Genomic DNA, 20,286 nt, shown 5'->3' with positions numbered 1-20,286 from the left:
CGCAGGTGCCGCCCCCACCCGCGGTGTCAGCCCACCACGGAGCGCAGCGGGATCTGTTCGGCCCGCAGGGTCCGCACCAGGTCACCCAGGAACGGGTGCTCGTCGATCTGGAGACCCTCCGGGTTCGGGATCACCAGGTACGCCGAGCCGTTCGCCACCGAGACCCGCGCGGTGTCGGTGTACCGGTCGACGACCGCCTCGGTGCGGGCCAGGTCGCCGGCCGCCACCTGGATGGTGAACGGCCGCCACTCGCCGCCGAGGTTCTCGGCGACCGGGGTGGCCGCCGCGGCGGCGCGGGCCGGGTCGACCCGGACCGGCGAGGCGGTCCGGGCCGCCGTGCCGCTGCTCGGGTACAGCAGCGCGTTGGCCACCAGGTGCAGGCCACTCTCGTTGTACGCCCGGAACAGCGGGTTGAACGCGAACAGCACCGCCCGACCGGCGCCGGTCGGCTCGTCCACCACCGCGACCGTGCCCTTGAGCGCGTCACCCTGCACCGTGTAACCGTTGGCCCAGAAGGTGTCCCCGCTCGGGTAGCGCAGCACGTTGCGGCCGGTGCTGCTCGGGGTGAGGATCGGGTCGTTGTTGTTGAACTCGAAGTCCTCCGCCGGCCGGCCCAGCCCGACCGGGCTGTCGGCGTCCACGTCGACCCGCAGGTGCGAGCCGATCACCGTGTAGCCGGTCGGCTTCGGCTTCTCGGTGGTCGAGGTGAGACCGGCGGCGCGGGCCATCCGGGTGCCCTCGTTGCGCAGGCCCAGGTAGGTGTGGCCCTGGGCGATCCAGTTGCGCAGGTTGGCCTGCCCGGTCGCGGTCAGCCCACCTGTCGCGTTGCTGCCGTCCGGCACCAGCAGCACCGTCCGGCCGGTGAAGGCGGGGGTGTTGTCGTTGATGTCGGCGGTGGTGACCGGGGTGAGGTCCAGGCCCCACCGCTTGCCCAGCACGTACCGGGCCTCGCCGTGCGAGCCGGAGGTGGTGGAGATGCCGGTGCCCTGGAACAGGCCGACGTCCGGCCGGCTGATCGGGGTGCCGACGGCCGCCGTGGTGTACGGGGTGAGGGTCACCCCCAACTTCTTGGCCGTGGTGTTCAGCTCCGGCGTCAACGCGCCGGCCGGCATCCCCACCTGGCCGTCGTCGAGGTCCCGGACCAGGTTCACGCCCCGGCCCAGCAGGGTGAAGGTGAACTCGGCCGCGGCGGCGGAGTCCAGCTCGTAGGTGTAGGAGCCCTTCAACGGCGGCGCGGCCAGGATCTTGCCGCCACCGGTGTTCTGGATCTTGTCGATCAGCTCCGCGTTGGGCTTGACGTCCGCGCCGGTGTAGACGGCGTTCACGCCCATCAGCAGCGGGTTGCTCCACGACGACACATCGTAGAAGTACGGGAACGGCGTGTACGGGTCCTCGCCCATGATCGCCTGGATCCAGTGCTTCTGCGGCTGGTTCATCGGAATCCAGTACGACCCGACCGGCACGGTCAGGTTGGTCGCCGACCGGCCGCCGAAGAGCTTGGCGGTGGGCAGCTTGACGGCCTTCTTCACCTGGTAGACCTCGACGTCCATCCGGCGCAGCCGCTCGACGAGCTGGCGGGCGTCGGCGAGCTGCCGGTCGGGCAGCAGGAAGTACGACCGGACGGTCTGCGCGGGCACCGGGAACTGGACGGTGTTGGTCGGCTGGACCACCTCGTTGGGCTCCAACGTGCCGGCCCGCCCCTGGGCGAGGGCGTCCTTCCAGACCTTGTACCAGCCGTTGAGCACCTCACCCTTGTGCGCCGCCGCCCAACCCAGCGTCGACCACTGGGTGTGGAACTGCTGCTGCACCCGGTCGGCCACCGCCGACGAGCTGCCCTTCTCGAAGGTCATGCCGGCGGCCCCGAAGCCGGCGGCCGGCACCGTGTCGCCGTACCCCATGAAGAACAGGTCGTAGGTGGAGTAGTTGAAGTAGCACTCGGTGGTCACCGCGCCGCCGCACGCGCCGTTGTAGCCGAAGCCGGCCTTGTTGGCCTCGCCGATCCGGTTGATCCAGTCGACCGCCTCGCCGGAGATCTCGTGGTGGATCGGGTCGGCGTTGGGCGGGAAGAAGTACTGCCTGCCGCCCATCTCGTGCGCGTCGATGAAGACCTGCGGCGGATACCTGCGCATCAGTTCGAGCTTGCCGTCGGTCTCCTGCTGGGTCCGGGCGAACCAGTCCCGGTTCATGTCGAAGCCGTACTCGTTCTGCCGGCGGCTGGCGTCGCGGCCGTCCGGGTTCTGCGTCGGCACGATGATCGTGATCAGGTTGTCGTTGCGCTGCTGGACCTCGCAGGAGAGCCCGGCGGCCAGCTCGTACAGCGTCTTGAGGGCGGCGTCGGTGCCGCTCTTCTCGCCGCCGTGCACGTTGGCGGTGACCCAGACGATCGCCGGCGCCGCCTCGGCGATCTCGCCGGCCCGCTGCTGGTTGACCACCCGGGGGTCGCGCAGCGAGCGGACGTCCTCGGCGATGCCCTTGAGCACGGCCGGCCGCACGTTGCGCTCGTTGGACACGATCGCGTACGGCAGCGGCTGGCCGAGCACGCTGGTGCCCATCACGCCGGTGACGACCCGCTTGGAGGCGGTGTCCACGGCGTCGAGGTAGCCCCGCACCTCCTCGTTGGTGACCACCCGTTCCTGGCCGGTGCCGAGCGGGAAGCCGAGGTAGCTCTCCGGGCTGGGCACCGAGGCCAACCGGTCGGTGGGATCGGTACTACAGGTTGTCGGGGGCGCGGCGGCGGCCGAGGGGCCGACCACCAGAGGGGTCATTCCAGCCAGTAGTACGATTGCGGTGGCGCTCGCCAGCCGTTTGCGGGAATGCAATGTAGAGCGGAGTGGGGCAGTTCGCATGGGTGTCCCGTTTCCCTTCCCGGGAAATGAATCAAGGGTGCCCGGAGCGTATGACCTGCGCTTTCGGGTGGTCAAGATTCACAACCGGCGGCCGGTACACGATTCGTCAACTGCCCCACACCCGACCTAATGCGGGCGTTTGGTGGCGAGTCTGCGCGTCCACCGTGGCCCCGGCTTCCCGGTGCCGGCGGTCCCGGCCCACCGAGGGCGGGCCGAGACCGGTCGGTCAGCGCACCCGGACGAACACCGGGTTGGAGTAGAACCACAGATCGCTCCACGGGCTCTCCAGCCCGTCGGCCAGCGGCTCGGCCTCGTCGGTGCTGGTGCCACGTACCCGCAGGTAGCTGTCGGCCCCGACGTCGCGCAGGGTGTGCCGGATGACGTACTGGGCACCCTGCTGCCGCCAGTCGCGCGGACCGAAGCGGGCCACCACGGCGGTGGTCGGGTTGGTGTCGGCGTCCCGGTCGGCGCTCGGGCCGGTCGGCCAGTGCGCGCCTCCGACGCCAGGTATGCCGATGCAATCCCGACCCGTCGGTGATCGAGCTGGACTGTCGGGTCCGTGCCAGAACTGGGTGCCGTACAGCTGTGGTTTGCCCTCGGCGCGGCGGACGCGGTCGGTCAGGTAGGCCATGTGGGACGGCTCGGCTTTCCCGTCTTCTACCGCTTGTTCGAGTAGTCCCAGGCAGCGGCGTTGGAAGTGCCGGCGTGTGTTTGCCGAGGTGGTCAGCCTAGATGTCGACGTCCGTGGTGTCGTAGTGGCAGCGTGCGAGGAGCCGGTTGAGTCGCTGGGTGATCTCGTCCGGGGCGAGGTCGAGGCGTTCGCGCAGGTCACGGTGTGCGCGCCCACGGGCGGCCGATCTTCCCGCCATCGCCGTTGAGAGAGTCTCTCCGCTACGGGAGCGGGGCTCGGGCCCTTGCCCAAGCCCCGCTCCCGTCCAGTAGGCGAACGCACGGCCGGAGAGTCCCTGGCCGAGCTTTCGCGCGTCGGTGGATTGACGTTCGAGCAAGAAACCATAGATCGCCGGCCGCGATCTTCTGGATGTGCCGGGCCAACCCGAGCAGTCAAGCCCCATCCAGGAGGAGACCATGCCGATCCTCGACAGTCGCACCGGACGCCGTGGCGCAGCCGCCACCCTGCTGGCCGTGCTGGCCAGCGCCGGCCTGGCCGTACTCGCGCCGACCTCGGCGCAGGCGGCCAGCACCTGCACCAGCCTGACCTACTACCGCGTCGGCGGCTACCCGGGCGGTGCCGACATGCACGTACCCACTATCGGCTGGCAGGACGGTAACAAGACCTGCTACCTGAAGTACGGCAACTCCAACAGCGCGGTCAAGGTGCTGCAGGAGGCGCTGAACAACTGCTACGCCCAGTCCCTGAGGCTCGACGGTCAGTACGGGACCAATACCCGCAATGCTGTCCGGGCCGCACAGCACCAGATCAATGAGACCTTCGTGTACGCGAACATCGCCGAGGACGGCGAGTACGGCCCGCAGACCCGGGCGTACATGGGCTTCGCGATCTTCGGGGTCAACGGTGGTCCTGTCATTCCGAACACGTGCTACTACCCGGGCTGACCCATCCCAGGCCGCCGGCCGGAGTCCCCCGTTGGACTCCGGCCGGCGTCTGCCGTGGCGCCTCCGGCCCCTCCCGCGACGGAGGCACCGACCGTCAGCAGACCCGTACGGCCTCGATGCGCCGGTCCCAGTTGCCACCGATCGCGGCCGAGTCGTACGCCAGGTTTGCGCGGTAGCCGTAGGCGTGCTGGTAGCCGAGCAGCCCGGTGGCGTTGGCGTTGTCCCAGAAGGTGGAGACGGTGCCGGACGGCCGGTTGTTGATGATCGACCGGGCCTTGTTGGCGAAGTCCGGGGGCACCGGAATGTCCCGGCAGTCGTTGGCGAACCCCACCTCGAAGTAGGCCACCCTGCCGGTGAAGTTGATGCCGTCGTACAGGCAGAGCAGGTTGGCGTAGCAGGGGTAGTTGGCCGCGGCGGCGCGGGGCGGGGAGGCCGCCGCGGGGGACGCCGTCACGGCGATCAGAGCTACCACGCCGGCCGCGGCGGGGATGAGCCTTCGTAGAGCGCTTCGCACGTTGTGACCTCCGGGTGTCGTCACGACCGCCTTGGCCGTGAGTCGAATGAACGACATCAGATTGATAGGTGCCGCTGTGCCTACGATGATCTGCGCGGAAGGTCGACGGATTCCTGCCGGAACCTCAATCCGACCGCCCCGGGGCCGGGTTGCTCGACCGGCGGCACAGGCGAGTGGCGGTTCATGGAGATTCGGGTGCTCGGACCGGTCGAGGTGTGGACGGACGGCCGGCTGATTGATGCGGGAGCGACGCGCCAGCGCGCCGTCCTGGCCGCGCTGGCGGTCGACGTGGGCCGGCCGGTCCGCGCGGAGTCCCTGATGGATCGGGTCTGGGGCGACACGGCACCTCCCCGGGCCCGGCATAACCTGCACGTCTATCTCGCCCGGATCCGCCGGGTGCTTGCCGACGCCGGAGCTCCGGAGGCACTGGTACGACGCTCCGGTGGGTACCTGCTCGACGTGCCGCCGGCGACAGTGGATGGTCCCCATTTCGACGCGCTGCGGCAGCGGGCCGACGTGCTGGCCGACGACGACCCGCAACGGGTCGAGCTGCTGCGCCGGGCGCTGGCGCTGTGGCGGGGTGAGCCGCTGGCCGGGCTGCCCGGCGAGTGGGCGGCCCGGATCCGGCAGGACTGGCACCGCCGGCACACCGACACCGCCGTGCTGTGGGCTCGCAGCCTGCTACGCCGGGGCGAACCGGAAGCGGTCATCGACCCGCTGACCCGGCTCGCCGACGACCACCCCCTGGACGAACCGGTCGCCGCCGCGTTGGTGCACGCGCTGGCCGCGGCCGGGCGCGGCGCGCAGGCGCTGGCGTACTACGCCCGGGTTCGGGACCGGTTGGCCGACGCGCTCGGCGCGGACCCGAGCGCCGAGCTTCGCCAGCTGCACCAGGCCATCCTGCGCGGGGAGATCACCGTGCCTGCGGCCCCCGCCGAGCCGGGCCCGCCAACCGGTACGGCAGGCCCTGTCGCACGGCCGGACCCGTCTCGCCCAGTCCCGGCGCAGCTACCGTCGGACGTACGGGGCTTCGCCGGGCGGCGGGCGGAACTGGCCCGCTTGGACGCGCTGCGCGCGGCTGCCGACGCACGCCCCGGGGCGGTGCCGGTGGCGCTGCTCTCCGGACCGGCCGGGGTGGGCAAGACGGCGCTGGCCGTGCACTGGGCGCATCGGGTGGAGGGGCATTTCCCCGACGGGCAGCTCTACGCGAACCTGGAAGGCTACAGCCACAGCGGCGTGGTGCGCAGCGCGGATCAGGTCGTGCGAGGTTTCCTGGCCGCGCTCGGTGTGGCGCCCCGGGAGCTGCCGGTCGACCCGCAGGAACAGACGGCGCTCTACCGGAGCCTGCTGGCCGGCCGACGAATGCTGGTCCTGCTGGACAACGCCCGAGACGCCGCGCAGGTTCGTCCCCTGCTGCCCGGGTCGGCCCGCTGCCTGGTGCTGGTGACCAGCCGGGACCGGCTGACCGGCCTGGTGGCCACCGAGGGTGCCGAGCCGCTGGTGCTGGACCTGCTGTCCGCCGAGGACGCGAGGGCACTGCTGCACGCGCGGATCGGAGCGCGGGCCGAGGCGGAGCGGCCCGCCGTCGGTGAACTGGTCCGGCTCTGCGACCGGCTGCCGCTGGCCCTGGTCGTGGTCGCGGCCCGGGCGGTGGTCCGCCCCCAGCTCACCCTCGCCGAGTTGGGGGCGCAGCTGCGTGGCGGCGGGCTGGACGGGCTGGACGCGGGCGAGGACGCCAGCAGCGTGCGGACGGCGTTTTCCTGGTCCTACCGGCTGCTGACCGAGCCGGCGGCTCGACTGTTCCGGCTGGTCGGGGGCAGTACGGATGTGCCGGTCGGTACGGCGGCCGGGGCCAGCCTCGCCGGTGCCGAGCGCCGCGACGTTCGGGCGTTGTTCGCCGAACTCGTCGACGCGCACCTCATGATCGAGCGCGGACCCGACCGGTACGGGATGCACGACCTACTGCGGGTCTTCGCTGCCGAGCTCTCAGGCGAGCAGGACCGGGCCGGCGACCGGGCCGAGGCGCGGGCCCGACTCTTCGACCACTACCTGCACAGCGCACACGGTGCGGCCGCGCTGCTGCACCCGCACTGGGATCCGGTGACGCTGCCCCCGGCCGCCGCCGGTGTGCGACCGGAGAAGGTCGCCGACCACGACGAGGCGGCGGCGTGGTTCGCCCGGGAGCGGGAGGTGCTCATCGCTCTGGTCGAACGGTGCGCGGCCAGCGGTTTCGACCGGCACGCCTGGCAGTTGGCGTGGAGCCTGACCAGTTTCCTGGACCGGCAGGGCGGCTGGCACGACCAGCTCGCGGTGCAGCGTACGGCGCTCGTCGCCGCGCGCCGCATTGGCGATGCGGCCGGTCAGGCGCACGCGCACCGCAGCCTCGCCCGGGCCCAGGCCCGGCTGGGCCGACTCGACGAGGCACTCGGTCAGCTCCAGCGGGCACTGGACCTGTTCCGGGCCCTGAACGACCTGGCCAATCAGGGGCACACCTATCTGGACCTGGCCGAGGTGGCCGACCGGGAGGGCCGACGCGTCGAGGTGGTCGAGAACGCCGAGGCGGCGCTCGGGTTGTACCGCGCGGCCGGACACCGGTACGGGCAGGCCATGGCGTTGAACGCGATCGGTTGGTACCGGGCCCAGCTGGGCGAGCATGACGCCGCGGTCGAGGCGTGCCAGCAAGGGCTGGCGCTGCTACGCGAGTTCGACGACCGGCACGGCCAAGCGGCCACCTGGGACACCCTCGGGTACGCGCAGCACCGTGCCGGGCGGCCGGCGGAGGCGGTGGCCGCGTACCGGCACGCGCTGGCGCTGTACCGTGAGTTCCGGGACCGGTACTACGAGGCGGACACGCTGGGGCACCTGGCGGAGGCGCTCGTCGACGCCGGTGACCCGGGCGAGGCCACCCGGAACTGGCAGGCGGCGCTGGACATCCTCGACGACCTCGGGCACCCCGACGCCGAGCGGGTCCGTCGCCGGTTCACGGACGCCGGAGAGACGTGACCGGCCGGCGGGGCCCGTCGATCCGGCGGGCCCATCGGCCGTGTGCCGTTCGCCTGAAGGGTGCGGGCCAGATCTTCAAGAGAGATCGTGGTTGGCCGGACAGCTCGACAAGCCGGTGGAAGCGGCCGGAGGTCTACCTGTTCGCCGTCGATCCGTAGGCGTAGCCGGCGCCCCGTTCGATCTTGAGCTCGGCAGGCCCGAGGTCGACCCGACGCCTTGCTGCCCGGACCTCGATCGGCCTGAAGGCCCTGAACCCCACAACGGTCTCTTAGGTTCCAAGATCACAACGTCAGCAAGGTTTCGGCAAGCTTCTGCCGAGACGTGTGGGTGACGGTGGCAGCAGTCATCCGGCCGCCGGCCGGACATACCGGAGGGACCTCCATGCGCAGTCGAGTTCGCCGCGTCGCGGCAGCCGCCGCCACCGCCGCCTGCCTGGGGCTGATGATGCCGACCGCAGCCCAAGCCGCAAGCGGGGGTGGCTGCACGGGTGCCTATCCAATCAGCTCGTGCATCTCGTTCAGCGGCAGCAACGCCGTTGGCGACTTCTACATGAATGCGACGCCGGACGGGAGTCGATGCACCGCTTTGTGGCGCATCGAGAGCACCACCACCGGCAACAGCAGTTGGCGGACCGAAGCCTTGGGCCGAACCGGCCGATTCGGCCCCCGGACCCATCCGGTCGTCACCATGCCCTACCGGAACGGATCCGCTGTCACCGTAGTCGAGGTCTACACCTGCAGCGGCGCCTTCCACGGCCGGTACGTCAGTCCCCGGGTGTATTGGTGATCATCTGACGGTAGGTCCGCACACCCGTCCGAGACGGATTCTCCCGCTCACCGGGTTGCAGCCCGCCCAGTTCCGTAAGTTGGTCCGGCTGGTCACGGAGGCATCTCTGATGGCCGGCCGGGCTGGCAGCGGGCCCTGATCTCAATGAGCCATTGTCATCGTGATCGAGGGGGCCTGAGCAGCCAAGCAGGGGCGCGTCGGTGCTGGAAGTGCTCGTGGTAGGGCGCCTGTTACGCGCAGCTTTCGCAGACCCCAACACCTGGACGTCCGACGACGCGACCGGGCCGATCATGCTGATGACCACCGACCACGCCGACCCGCTACTCACCCCGGCCCCGGTGACCGCCCGCTCCGGCAGTCCGACGGACGCCTAGTCCACATCGGAGGGTGGCTTGTCGCCGTCAGAGATCGGAATCTGCGGGGCGAACCTGCGAATGGCCGCACACACGTCGGCATGTATTCCCTCGATCCGGAATTCATCCAGAACGTGCTGGACCTGCCCACCAGCGACCAGGTGGATCACAAGCGTCCGGCTCGGCGCGACCGTACCGTAGCCACCAGTCCAGGCGAAGCCCACCGAGGCCACCGTGCTCCACGGCAGCATCGGGCGGCCGTCATGGAATCGGATGCCCTCGTCGTTGATCTCGACGAGCAGCCGTCCGTCCTGTCTGGAGCGGATTCTCCAGTTCAAGAGGCCGACACCGACCACCAGCGAGCCGGCGATAGCGACCGCGATCGCATCTCCGGCAAGCGCCGCACCGATCAGCAACGCCAGGAAGGGCGACCCGTAGAAGAGCGGGCCACCGAACCACCACACCTTGTCGAACCGGCTGCCCCAGGCATCACGTCGGATGAACGCGTCCCCACCACCTGACATCGAACCTCCCCTACCCGAGTAGCGATATCGACGACGGTAGAGGCGCACCGCCACAACGATGGCGGGCCAACGTGCAGCCAGTCCGCGATCACGGTCACCGAGGGGCCGCCCCGGCCATGACCGCGCACACCGCGACCGCGAGCAGCCCGGCGAGGGGGTAGCGCAGCCGCGCGGGCCGCGGGGATCCGGCACCCGCCGACATCGCGTGCAACAACCCGCGCTCCCGGAAACGACGGGACTCCTCGTCCTCACCTTCCTCGACGGGAATGCGTCTCCCCAAGTCGCCCAAACCTGAGCCGGATTCTAGACAGCCATGGACAACTGTTCGAGCGACATGCCGTGATGGCGAGGCACCGCATTCCGGCCCCGTCATGACTGGCCACGTCTGCGTCCACGCCGAGGTCTCCGGGCAGATCAGCAATCCGCCAGCAACGCCATCAGCGCTACGGCAACGCCACCGCCAACGGGATCCGCCAACGGTCGCGGCGGCCCAGCATCGGGGCCAGACCAGGCGAACCCAAGGTCACCAAGAGAGTGACATGTCGATGAGAAGAGCCAGTCGACGAACCGCCGAGAAACCAGCAGGCCAAGAAAGCTCTCGCCCGGATAATCCGGCCCTGGCGTCCACCTAGAAGGCATGCCGCCAGGGCCGTCACGAGTAGATTTCAGTACAGCCAGGGGGTGTACAGCGTCCCGGCAGGGCTGAGGTTAACGGAGAAATCAACACGGCCGTACCGAGGGGATGCGCTCCAGAACCCGGCACCCAACTGGCAGTTCGTGGTGTAGCCGGGCTTGAATCCATTCGGGCCACCTATCCCACAGGTGAACCGCACAGTGGGATCAGTGTTGACGTAGCCGACCAGATCGACGGTAGGTGTAAAAATGCTGCCATTGTACATCTGACCCCACACCTTGGTGGAGTTCGTGTCGGTGCTGCTGACGCAGGCCATGCCATAAAAATTGGGTGCGTACTGGAGTTGGGTCCAGGGAGTGCACACCTCGCCGGCAGCCTGCGCGGGCGTGGGCGCGACCCCGGCTAGCGCTAGCACGGTAGCAGCTACGATCGCAATACCGCCGGCGCGGCGCGCTAGGCACCGGAAGGGGAAACTCGATAGCATCCTTGCCCCCTAGTCCTTCAAAGCATCAGTGACGTAATTGCTATACTCTCATTAATGAAAACGCGGACCACTGGCGCTGCAGGTAGCTCAGCCCTCGGTCGCCAACCCGACCCAGGGCCACGATGCTGCACTTCAAGGAGATCTTATGTTCATCCGGACCTCCCTCAAGATTTAAAGCAACGGATGCATGATTTACGTCGGACCGCGATTCCCGTGGCGCGATCGATAGCAACGCGCCCGCCGCTGGCCGCCAATGACGATAGTAAGCCTCGACGCAATGATCAATTTGGCGGCATGGATCAAAGCTTCCGCGATATGGGCAGTAGATGCCTGAGAGAGAAATTTGGGATGTTTGGCTATTTGTCGCTATCTGACATCTGACCCGGCCCGGGTCGTGCCCCGATGGCCCGCCAAATCTAGTGCCTCGTCACGCAGCCTTGAACGGGTGATCGGGGTGGCGGATCGTGGAGTGGATCGCGAACCCGGATTTCGGTCGGGCGTGTTGGTTGCGCCATCGGATGTAGGCGCCGATCGCGGCGTCCTGCTCTGGGGGGCTGCGGTGGTCGGTGCCGTTGAGCGCGAAGTGCCCGACGTCGTTCGTCGGTCATGGTCGAGCTGTCTGTGGTGCGCCGCCGTCATCGCCTGCCGCCGGAGGTTGTGGAGGGGGCCACCGTCGTGAGCAGGTGCCGTGAGCAGGCGTTCCGCGTCGTGTTCGAGGGTTCCGTCCGCAGCGGGGAAGATCGACCCCAGCTGGTGGGGACCTTCGACCTACCGCTACTCCCCGGATCACGGGGAGTAGCGTGTCGATGGCTTCCGTCACGGCGACGGTGATCGCTAACGTGCTACCGACGGTCGGCCTGGTGGCGGTCACTTTCGGAGGCAGGGATGGCGAGGAGCGCGCGCAGTTTCCAGCGGGAGGCCGACGAGCTGCGGGCCATCGGGTGGACGTACCGGCGGATCGCCTCGCACTGGCGGCAGCGGTACCGCATCAACCCGAGGGTGGCGTTCCGCCTCGCCCACGGCCTCACGCAGGCCGACGTGGCGCGCCGCTGGAACGAGCAGTGGCCCGACGCGGACGCGCCGAAGACCGCCAAGCAGATCTCGTACTGGGAAATCTGGCCGGGCCCGGCGGGCCGGGCACCGTCGCTGGACACGCTGAACAAGCTGGCGTTCCTCTACCGCTGCGCCGCCGGCGACCTGCTCGGCGGCGAGGACCACAGCCACCTCGATGCGGAGGCCCTCCGCGCGGGCACACCGGAAGCGCCGGCCAGCCGGTCCACCAGCGAACGTGCCACCGGCGTTCCGCTGCCCTCCGGCACCGTCCTGACACGGGTCACCGAACGGGTGATCGAGGACCTGGAGATCCTGACCGACACCTACCGGCGTCTCGACTACCGGCAGGGTGCCGGCAAGGTGAGCGCGGATGTCGGCACCCATCTGCACCGCATGCTGGAGGTCAGCAACCGCACGACGAGCACCGGCACCCACCGCCGACTGCTACGCGCTGCCGCCGACGCAGCCCAACTCGCCGCCTGGCTCGCCATCGATGCGCAGCGCTACCAGCAAGCGCACGGATACTGCCGGCTCACCATCTCGCTCGCGGAGAAGGCGGACGACCGGGCCCTGCACTCGTACGGCCTGGGCGTTCTCAGCCAGATCCACCTCCACAACGGGGACGGCCGCACCGCGCTCAGCCTGCTCGGCACCGCCCGGGACGTCGCCGGCCGAGGCGTCCCGGCCGCCGTCAACTCCTGGCTCGGCGAGGCCACCGGGGAGGCGTACGGACTCCTCGACGAGCCCCACCGGGGAATGATCGCCCTGGCCGAGGCCGAACGGGCCTTCGATGGCGTCAGCAGGGACAACACCCCCGCCTGGTTAAGCTTCTTCAACGCCGACTGCCACGCCGCCCGCCTCAAGGGCCGCTGCCTGACCCGGCTGAGCCGCCCCACCGACGCGACCCGCTCCCTCTACGAGGCGTTGACCCTGCTGCCCGCCGAGTTCGTGCGGGAACGCTCCGGCACATTCATCGACCTCGCCGTCGCGTACACGCAGATGAACCAGATCGAACAGGCCTGCCACGCCGCCACCGAGGCCGACGTGCTCGCCCGACGTACCGGATCCGAGCGCAACCGCAAGCGGCTACGCCAACTCCTTGTCGACCTGCTGCCCTGGAGTGGTCTCGACTGCGTGCAGAGCCTGTACCGGCAGGTCCTGATTAACTAGAGCGCGTGCGTACGTCGACCCGCCACGACCCGCTGTGACCCGCCGCTCCTGGATCGACCTCGTCGTCCTGTCGGCCCTCTGGGGCGCGGTGTACCCGCTCATCACCGTCGCTCTGCGCGACTTCCCGCCAGCGCTCGTCGTCCTCGGGCGGGTGCTGCTCGCCGCGCTGCTGCTGCTTCCTCTCGCGTTGCGCCGGGACGCACTCCGCCCCGTCTGGAGCAACCCCCGGGCGATCATCGAGACGGTGCTGGTGCAGTCCACCGCCCCGCTGCTGCTGCTTACCTACGGGCAGCAGTACGTCTCAGCCAGCGTCGCCGGCATCCTTGTCGGCGCACAACCACTGTTCGTCGCGCTCCTCGCCCTCCGATTCGCACCCGACGAACGCCCGCAGGGCTGGCGGGGCCTGACCGGGATAGTCCTCGGCCTGGCCGGGCTGGTCATGCTCTTCGGCGTCGATCTGCGCGGAGGCCGGACGGCTCTGCTCGGCGGAACGCTCATCCTCGCCGCCGCGCTGTGCTACGCCGCCGGCGCCATGATGATCCACCGCAGGTATGCCGAGGCTCCGCCCCTCGGCGTCGCCACCTCCGCCATGCTCGTCACCACCGCAGCCGTGGTCGTACCCGCCTCCACGACGGCCCCGGCCAGGCTGCCCGGCGTGGACGCGACAGCTGCCCTGCTCGTCCTCGGGATCGTCTGTACCGGCGCGACGCTCGCCCTGTTCTACACACTCATCACCCGCGTCGGCCCCGCCCGCGCGGCACTGGCGTTCTACCTGTCACCAGCCTTCGCCGTCGCCTTCGGCGTGGTCTTCCTCCGCGAGGAGATCAGCGTTGCCGCGGTCCTCGGGCTCGGCGCGATCGTCGTCGGCTCCGTGCTCGCCGCGCACCGCAGCTAGCCGGCTCCCCCGTAGGCTGCCGGGACAGGGGGAGGCGGGCGTGGAACAACGGCGAGACCGTCCATGAGTCCGCCTCCGAACCCGACGACGCCGGGTAGTCCGGCAGCCGGATCACGCACTATCCGGACCCGCCGGCAGCCACCGCCGACCGTCCCAAGATGGTGGCGGCGCGGCGGCGAAGTGGCTCGGTGAGTTCTCGGTTTATCCCCTGTTCAGCGGCGTCCAGGAGCTCTGCGATCACCGTCAGTTCGGCGTACCGACCTGCGGGAGTGGCGAGCAGATGAGCCAGTTCGTGCTGGACACGGTTGGCCACATCCGGTGTGAGCAGGCTGTAACTATGTAGCATCGCGGCGTCGTACCCGGCTGGCGCGAGCCCCCAGCCCTCCCAGTCAAGGATTCGGAGGGCCGGGGCGCAGAGGTTTGCGAAGTGGAAGTCGCCGTGAGCGGGAGCCCACGGAAGCGCGGTGTAGTCACTCGCAGAGATCCCGAGATAACGAGGCATCGCCCACGCGAGGAATCCGGGTTGTACCGTCACGCGGGCCGTGTCGATCGTGGTGATGTTCTGCAGCGCCGTGCGAGCCGATGTCCACCAATCGGCCGGCATGTTCAGCGGGGCGGTGATGACGGCGTGCATGGCGACGGTGTCGGCGGCGACGTACTCGTACAGTTCGCTCCGGTACGCCCACGTCTGGTCGGTCCAGTCGTGCCAGTGCCAGAGCTGTGGTCGTGGGATCGACGGCGGAAGCGACTCCTGGGCTTCGATAGCACCGTTCCAGTACGTGTCGATGATCTGGCCTGCCGGAGCGCTTGCCACCCGCAACCATGCCGGGCCGTCGGGTGTGGTGACCGGCCTTCCCAGCGTGCGGCCGTTCCAGCCCCATGCCTCCGTGCCTCCGGTCGCTGGGTCAAGGTGAAGGGCCGCGCATGCGCGAGCGTGCGCTGCCCGCATACGCAGGACGACGGCGGGATCAGAGGGCTCCGGCCACATCGAGATCATCCCCTGGTCAAGGCATCGCCGTCCGCGGGGGAACCCAGCATGGTGACTGTTGTCGCGTGAGCGAGAACGGCTTGCACCATGGTGGTAAGGCCGACCCGGTTCCAGTGAAAGATCACGTGGTGGGCCAGTACGTCACGAAGCCCTCGGCTTAGGACGCCGGTGTGCGCGAGGCTGCGGAGCGCCATCCCGGCTTCGCTCATCGCGGCAAACCAGGGCTGCACGGGGGCGAGCGGGTCCTGACCGTCATTCATCAGGGCTGTTCGCTCGACGTCGAGCGCGAGGAGACGATGTACCTGCCCAGCCAGGCCGAATAGACGGCTGCTTGGAGGCTTCGTAACCAGGGGGCGGGTACGAGTTACCCGATGCCAGACGTCTGCTTGCTCGTGCCAGTCCTGGCCTGCGGCGCGGAGCAGCGTGGTGCACAGCAGCATGGAAAGCTCTCGACGGCCGAGCAGCGGGGATTGCGGATCTCGCGGGGAGTCGACGCGCCTGAAGTACGCCAGAGCGTTGGCGCTGTCGACGCGAAAGAGGCGGTGAGCCACCTCCATGCCTTCGGGGCCCCCGAATGCGCATGTCTCGGGCTCGTAGATGCCGGAGGACCAGGCGACAACGAATCTCTTCGACGCCAGCTCATCGAGCATCTGCGTGACGAACGTTCGTGAATGCCGATGGGACTCGCCGGAATGTAACCGTAGGCGCCAGTACGGAGTCTTGCGGATGTACCACCACGACGTGATGAGTCCCGATTCTTCGGCCAGGTGCAGCCTCGGCGCGATCCGCGTCGCTACGGTGCGCTCGGCGGCGTACCGATCGGGGAACTCGATTTCGACCTGGTACCAGTTGGCGGCTCGATCCGAGGCGAGGGCAGCCCGCCCGGCGTCCTGATAGCGCTTGGCCAGCTTGATGAGTTCGGCAACCGGGACCACTGCGCGGGCGGCGGCGAGCGGTGCTGGCGTCCCGGCCAGGAACGCCAGTACCGCTGACTCCAGCGTCGGAGAACTCGTCAGGTCCCCGACCGGCGGTGGAACTGCCGGTGGCCGGTAGTCCTGGGCTCGTTCGTTGCCCGGCTCGGTTAGGTGATCAGCAGACATGCGTCCCATCCCGAAGCCGGTGGAGCGTCACGTGCGAGGGCGAACATCGCAAGAGCGACGCCGGCCCCGCCTTCGAGGAAACCATCGCCGGAGTCCGTCGTCAGGTGGGCGTGATCAAGCAGTTGGTCGATGACGCCCGGCAGGAGGTCGGAGATCCTGGTATCTGCGGCGTCTTCGGCCATTCGCCAGGCGGTCAGCGCGAGGCCAGCCCAGCCGTGGCAGAGACTGGCGTCGCTGATGCGTCGAAGCTGGCGCGGCTGAGTCAGGCAGGAAAGCATCGCGTTCTCCGAGAGCCGCCGACGGTCACGGTCGTTCAGGGCCAGTCCGGCTAGCTGTTGTGCGCGAGCCAGCCCCGGGGTGCCATAGCACCAGGATGGCCGCAGCGGGCCGGGCTGCGCAGGCCGGCCGGTACGACGTTCCTGGTGAGTGATCCATTGGGGCCACCAGGTTCCGTTGTCGTCGTGCTGCCGCCACCTGTCCAGCCAGGCGTTGATGCGCTCGATGGCGTCGAGGTGCCCTTCGACAACGACGCCGTGCCGCTTGGCGAGAGCGAGTAGGGCCAGCGGCCCGGTGATGCCGTGGGCAAGGCCAAAGTTGGCGTGGCCTCCCGGGAAGGCGGTGGAGATCCTCGCGTGGGGATCCTGTTCGGTCCACCAGCCAGGAATGACCTCGCCGTCGTGGCGCAGCGGTTCGGTGAGCCGTACGAGATAGGCCAGGATGCGCCCGAAGGCTTCATCGTCCGGGGCGTGCCGGAGGAGGTGGGCGCCGATTCCGGTCAGCCCGGAGATGATGTCGTACTCCGCCATCCGTGGCAGCTCGGCGCGGGCGATGCGGTCGAGCGCCTGGTCGATCCGGCGGTGCGCCAGCGCGGTGACTGCCCGATGCAGTGCGTGCTGCGCGTTGCCATAGCGGCCGGCTTGGTCGGTGGTGGCGTGGAGCACGAACGCCAGGGCAGGTGCGCCACGGAACAGGCTGCTCTCGATGGTGGCGAGCACGCTGCCATGGGCGGCGGCGCGTAGCCAGCGGTGCGCGGTGGTCCACGTGCCGGTCCCGGTGAGGGCTCGCTCGATGTGTAACAGCGCGATTCCGGCTGCCCCGTCGGCCAGCGACTGGGCCTGTTCCGGTCGTCCTGGTGGCGTGGGTGGCACCGCGAGATGGTCGGCGGCGGCCGTCACGGCGTTGCCGATCCGAGTGGCTAAGGTCGGCGCGGCAGGGTTCATCGGGCCTCCGCGAGGTGAAGCGCGGACCAGCGCAGGGCTGCGGCGCGGGTCAGCTTGCGGATCAGACGCTCGCGGTCGGGGTTGACGCCGTGCAGGCGGATGCAGTGCATGTGCAGCAGGGACGGCACGACGGACCAGGGATCACGTTGCGCGGCGAGCTGATCGCGGTACGCCTGCACCGCGACTCGGCGATATCGCCACGCGTCAAGGACCGGCCCAGCGTCGATGCTGGAGCACAGCGCCGACCATTCCTGCGTCGGGTCGGCCAGGCGTACGGCTTGGTGGTGCGTCGCTCGTGCGGACGGAGCGGTCTCCTTGGGCAGGTGGGTCGTGAGCCATGTCATCGCGGTGGCGGCCTCGCCGGCGAAGGCCATGACGATGTCGACGAGGCTCGCCGCCGCCAGCGCGTCCAGCGGTACCGAGTTCGCGGCGGCAGCGTTCAGCTCGGCAACCGCTGCGCTGGAGTCGGCGGCAAAGACGCGTTCCGCGGCAGCCATCGCGGCGCCGTGACCGTACCTGCCGGTTTCCGGGTGGTAGGTGCCCAGTTGAAGCCGGCCGAGACGCCGTCCCCGTTGTAGTCGAGCGGCCCATGCGCCGACCTGCGCAGCGGCAGGGCCGTAGGCGTCGGCGTCGGGTAGTCGGATCCGTAGCCTCAGATGGGGGTCCGGGTCGCGGTACGGCAGGTACCACCATTCGGCGGGACCGTCCCAGGTCACGAGCAGATCCGGCACGTCGTGCACGAGGTCGACGATCCGATCGGCGGCGGTGTACAGCTTCGCGTACAGCCAGGGTGAGGCGCCTGGCAGGTGCCCGTCGTCGTGCTCCACGGTCCGGACGCGGGCCAGAGGTGGAGCCGCCGCCGTCTGTGCCGTGCAGGTCAAGGGGATGACGACCTCGTGGGCGTGACCGTCGAGCCACCCGTACGCGTCGACGGACGGGGCTTCATCGAGCCGAGCATGGCCGTGACGGTCGAGGTGTGCGCGCAGCAGCTCTTGGTGCAGGTCCTCGGTCAGGTCCATCGGTAGGAGGTTGTCCGCCTCGGCCAGGTACACGCGGTCGGGCAAGCGGAACCGATACCGCCATTCGGCCAGCGCCTGCTGCCACTGCTGCCGAGGCGCGTCCGCTGGTGGGAGGTCACCGGCGGTGAGGTTCCACCGAGCCGGGGCGAGTACCGTGCGCCGATACCGGAGGCGGGGGAGGAACGGCAGCGCTGCCGCCGCACCCCAGGAGAACGGCATGTAGACCGCCGCGCGGGCTCGGGGCAGTTCGCACAGGAAGCGCGCCAGGGGATGGCTGAAGAAGCGGAACTCCACGGCGTTGAGCACCGTGGGCTCGATCAGCAGCCGGTGGCGCAGCGACACCAGGAACATGCCTTCGGCGTCACCTCCGACGGCCAGGTCCTCGACCCGGATAACCTGATCGCCGTCTGAGCACTCGCCTGCTGAGAGCACCATCGGCAGCATCGACGGGGCGCAGGCGAGATGATCGGACGCTGCCTGCAGCGGCGGGAACGACAACTGGACCGGTACCGCACCCGTGCGCATGGTCGCGACGGTCGAGTAGGCGTCCCGGAAGCGGTCCCGGTCGGCGGCGTCGAGCAGATGCAGGAAGCGGCCGGTTGTCGCACCGGCGGCGCGAGCCGCGCCGCTGACGACCAGCGAGTAACGGTCTTCGCGCAGTGCTGTTGTGTCGCTGGCGTGGATCTGCACGAACATCTCGACGTGTGGTGGCGCCTGCACCGGCGGTCGGTTGGGGCCGGCGAGGTCGGTGAGGGTGCGCTCATCGAGCGACAACTCGTCACCGCCGCCCGTCGTCGCCTGCTGGGCCAGCCGTAGTAGGTTGCGGTCCCGCTCGCTCAGCGGCGCGGCCGGAACGGTCCGGTCGGACCCTCGGTAGGTGGCGGGGAAGCCCAGCCCGATCTCCGGGTTGACTACGTCCAGCAACCGCACTACGGCGCCAGGGCCGTAGCGTTCGAGGAAGGCAGCGTGGTACTCCTGCCAGGCCGGGAGTCCACGCGGGTACGGGGTCAGCTGGGTCAGCGCCGCCGTAGCCTCGCGGGCGTGCCTGATGAGTGTGTTGGGCAGCGTGATGGTGGCGTCGAGCTTGAGGTCGACGACGGCCGGCTGGCTCATGCCGGCACGCACCGCGTTCATCTGGTCCACGAGTCTGCGGTGAAGCCCGCTGCTTGGGGCGGCCGAGCCGTGGCGGCTGCTTCGGATCTGATCGCCGATGGCCATCAATGCTCGGACGGAGTCAGTCAGCTCCGGAATTGCTTCGGCCTCGACGGCTGCCAGCTGCGCCAGGACATGCGCGAGCCCGTCAGTGGCGGTCATCGGTGGCCGCAACGCCGTCAGCAGCACCCCTGTCCGCACCAGCCGTGCGACTGCCGCCTCGGCGGCCGATGCCGAACAGCTCGGAAAGTCGGTGCGCAGCTCTGTGATCAGGTCGGCGACCACGATGGGCCCCCGCGCGTAGGCCGTCACGGCCGCTACAGCGGCAGTGCGCCGGACCGACACATCAACGGGAGCCGGCGCGTCATCGGGCCGGTCCTGGGTGGCGGGAGGCCTTACGAACGGCACGACTACGCGGTCCTCGCGTACCTCGGCCAGGTCGTTGAGCCCGACCGGTAGCCGGCGCAGCAGCGCCGGGCATTCCTCTAGGAGGGCGATCACGCCAGCGAGCCATGCACCGTCGGCTCGTAGTACGGGCTGGTGTAGCTGACCCCACCGCACAGCCGGCTTCGCGCCCAGCTGGGCAGGAGCGACTCCGGCGAAGAGCGCGAACGGGGTGCTTCGACCGGTCACCCGTAGCAGGTACCGAGCCGTCGATGCCACGGTTCGCCGGAGCTGACGTACGTCGTGACACTGCCCCGTGCGGATCCGCTCGACCTGATCGGCCAGCGTCGGGCTCGCGGCGGTGATGGCCGCGGCGAGATCTTGCCGGCTCCACACCTCAGTCAGCCAGTCACTGACGAGGTCGGGGCGGACCTCGCCGGTCAGGTCCGGCCAAGGAGGAAGGTCGAAGGTGACGGGACGGGTCGACGCGCGGATCAGCAGTGCGTCGAGTGCCTGGAACACCGGTTGCCTCCCGCAGGGTGGCGGTGGGTCCGGCGCCGTTGGCACCGGACCCACCGAATGGGGG

The 20,286-nt window shown here is 69.5% G+C and carries 14 protein-coding genes; 5 read left to right on the top strand and 9 right to left on the bottom strand.

Translation table 11 applies throughout. The features are described from left to right. Window positions 1-26: 26 nt before the first annotated feature. From ACFYWL_RS21870 to ACFYWL_RS21860, 3 genes are all read right to left on the bottom strand, one after another. A complete protein-coding gene (locus ACFYWL_RS21870; RefSeq protein ID WP_386975462.1) occupies window positions 27-2,765 on the bottom strand; it encodes a M14 family zinc carboxypeptidase in 2,739 nt (912 codons plus the stop codon). A gap of 307 nt (window positions 2,766-3,072) precedes the next feature. Beyond that, window positions 3,073-3,477 (bottom strand): hypothetical protein, encoded by a 405-nt coding sequence (locus ACFYWL_RS21865; protein WP_386975460.1) that lies wholly within the window; start codon window positions 3,475-3,477, stop codon window positions 3,073-3,075. A gap of 97 nt (window positions 3,478-3,574) precedes the next feature. Beyond that, complete coding sequence (locus ACFYWL_RS21860; RefSeq protein WP_386975458.1) at window positions 3,575-3,715, bottom strand: hypothetical protein; 141 nt, start codon at window positions 3,713-3,715, stop codon at window positions 3,575-3,577. Window positions 3,716-3,932: 217 nt separating this feature from the next. On the opposite strand from ACFYWL_RS21860, the gene ACFYWL_RS21855 reads away from it, so the two are divergent. Then, complete coding sequence (locus ACFYWL_RS21855) at window positions 3,933-4,421, top strand: peptidoglycan-binding protein (protein WP_386975456.1); 489 nt, start codon at window positions 3,933-3,935, stop codon at window positions 4,419-4,421. Between the two features lie 94 nt (window positions 4,422-4,515). Here ACFYWL_RS21855 and ACFYWL_RS21850 read toward each other — a convergent pair whose 3' ends face one another. Next, entirely contained in the window at window positions 4,516-4,875 is a 360-nt protein-coding gene (locus ACFYWL_RS21850) for a peptidase inhibitor family I36 protein (protein WP_386975454.1), read from the bottom strand. Window positions 4,876-5,130: 255 nt separating this feature from the next. Between ACFYWL_RS21850 and ACFYWL_RS21845 the strand changes: the two genes are divergently transcribed. Continuing rightward, window positions 5,131-7,938, top strand: a complete 2,808-nt coding sequence (locus ACFYWL_RS21845) for a BTAD domain-containing putative transcriptional regulator (RefSeq protein ID WP_386975452.1) — start codon at window positions 5,131-5,133, stop codon at window positions 7,936-7,938. A 381-nt stretch (window positions 7,939-8,319) separates the two neighbouring features. Beyond that, window positions 8,320-8,724, top strand: a complete 405-nt coding sequence (locus tag ACFYWL_RS21840) for a hypothetical protein (RefSeq protein ID WP_386975450.1) — start codon at window positions 8,320-8,322, stop codon at window positions 8,722-8,724. Between the two features lie 370 nt (window positions 8,725-9,094). On the opposite strand, the gene ACFYWL_RS21835 is transcribed toward ACFYWL_RS21840, so the two are convergent. After that, the gene (locus ACFYWL_RS21835; RefSeq protein WP_386975448.1) at window positions 9,095-9,601 is read right to left on the bottom strand and encodes a hypothetical protein; all 507 of its coding nucleotides are present in this window, start codon (window positions 9,599-9,601) and stop codon (window positions 9,095-9,097) included. A 2,003-nt stretch (window positions 9,602-11,604) separates the two neighbouring features. On the opposite strand from ACFYWL_RS21835, the gene ACFYWL_RS21830 reads away from it, so the two are divergent. Both ACFYWL_RS21830 and ACFYWL_RS21825 read left to right on the top strand, forming a co-directional pair. Continuing rightward, window positions 11,605-12,942, top strand: coding sequence for a hypothetical protein (locus ACFYWL_RS21830; protein ID WP_386975446.1), 1,338 nt, complete (start codon window positions 11,605-11,607; stop codon window positions 12,940-12,942). A 34-nt stretch (window positions 12,943-12,976) separates the two neighbouring features. Beyond that, a complete protein-coding gene (locus ACFYWL_RS21825) occupies window positions 12,977-13,837 on the top strand; it encodes a DMT family transporter (RefSeq protein ID WP_386975443.1) in 861 nt (286 codons plus the stop codon). A gap of 118 nt (window positions 13,838-13,955) precedes the next feature. On the opposite strand, the gene ACFYWL_RS21820 is transcribed toward ACFYWL_RS21825, so the two are convergent. The 4 genes from ACFYWL_RS21820 to ACFYWL_RS21805 form a co-directional block, all read right to left on the bottom strand. Continuing rightward, entirely contained in the window at window positions 13,956-14,651 is a 696-nt protein-coding gene (locus tag ACFYWL_RS21820; protein ID WP_386975441.1) for a phosphotransferase, read from the bottom strand. A gap of 179 nt (window positions 14,652-14,830) precedes the next feature. Then, window positions 14,831-15,925 carry a thiopeptide-type bacteriocin biosynthesis protein gene (locus ACFYWL_RS21815; RefSeq protein WP_386975439.1) on the bottom strand — a complete coding sequence of 365 codons (1,095 nt, stop codon included), beginning with the start codon at window positions 15,923-15,925 and terminating at the stop codon, window positions 14,831-14,833. Further along, window positions 15,907-17,145, bottom strand: a complete 1,239-nt coding sequence (locus ACFYWL_RS21810) for a lanthionine synthetase C family protein (RefSeq protein WP_386975437.1) — start codon at window positions 17,143-17,145, stop codon at window positions 15,907-15,909. Before ACFYWL_RS21810 ends, ACFYWL_RS21815 begins: the two co-directional genes overlap by 19 nt. Continuing rightward, window positions 17,142-20,222 (bottom strand): lantibiotic dehydratase, encoded by a 3,081-nt coding sequence (locus ACFYWL_RS21805; protein ID WP_386975436.1) that lies wholly within the window; start codon window positions 20,220-20,222, stop codon window positions 17,142-17,144. The genes ACFYWL_RS21810 and ACFYWL_RS21805 overlap by 4 nt, the downstream gene beginning before the upstream one ends. Window positions 20,223-20,286 lie beyond the last annotated feature (64 nt).

The sequence above is a fragment of the Micromonospora sp. NPDC002575 genome, from assembly GCF_042889525.1.
Classification (GTDB): domain Bacteria; phylum Actinomycetota; class Actinomycetes; order Mycobacteriales; family Micromonosporaceae; genus Micromonospora; species Micromonospora carbonacea.
Note: the sequence above shows the minus strand (reverse complement) of the source record. Positions and strands in the feature narration are given on the sequence as shown.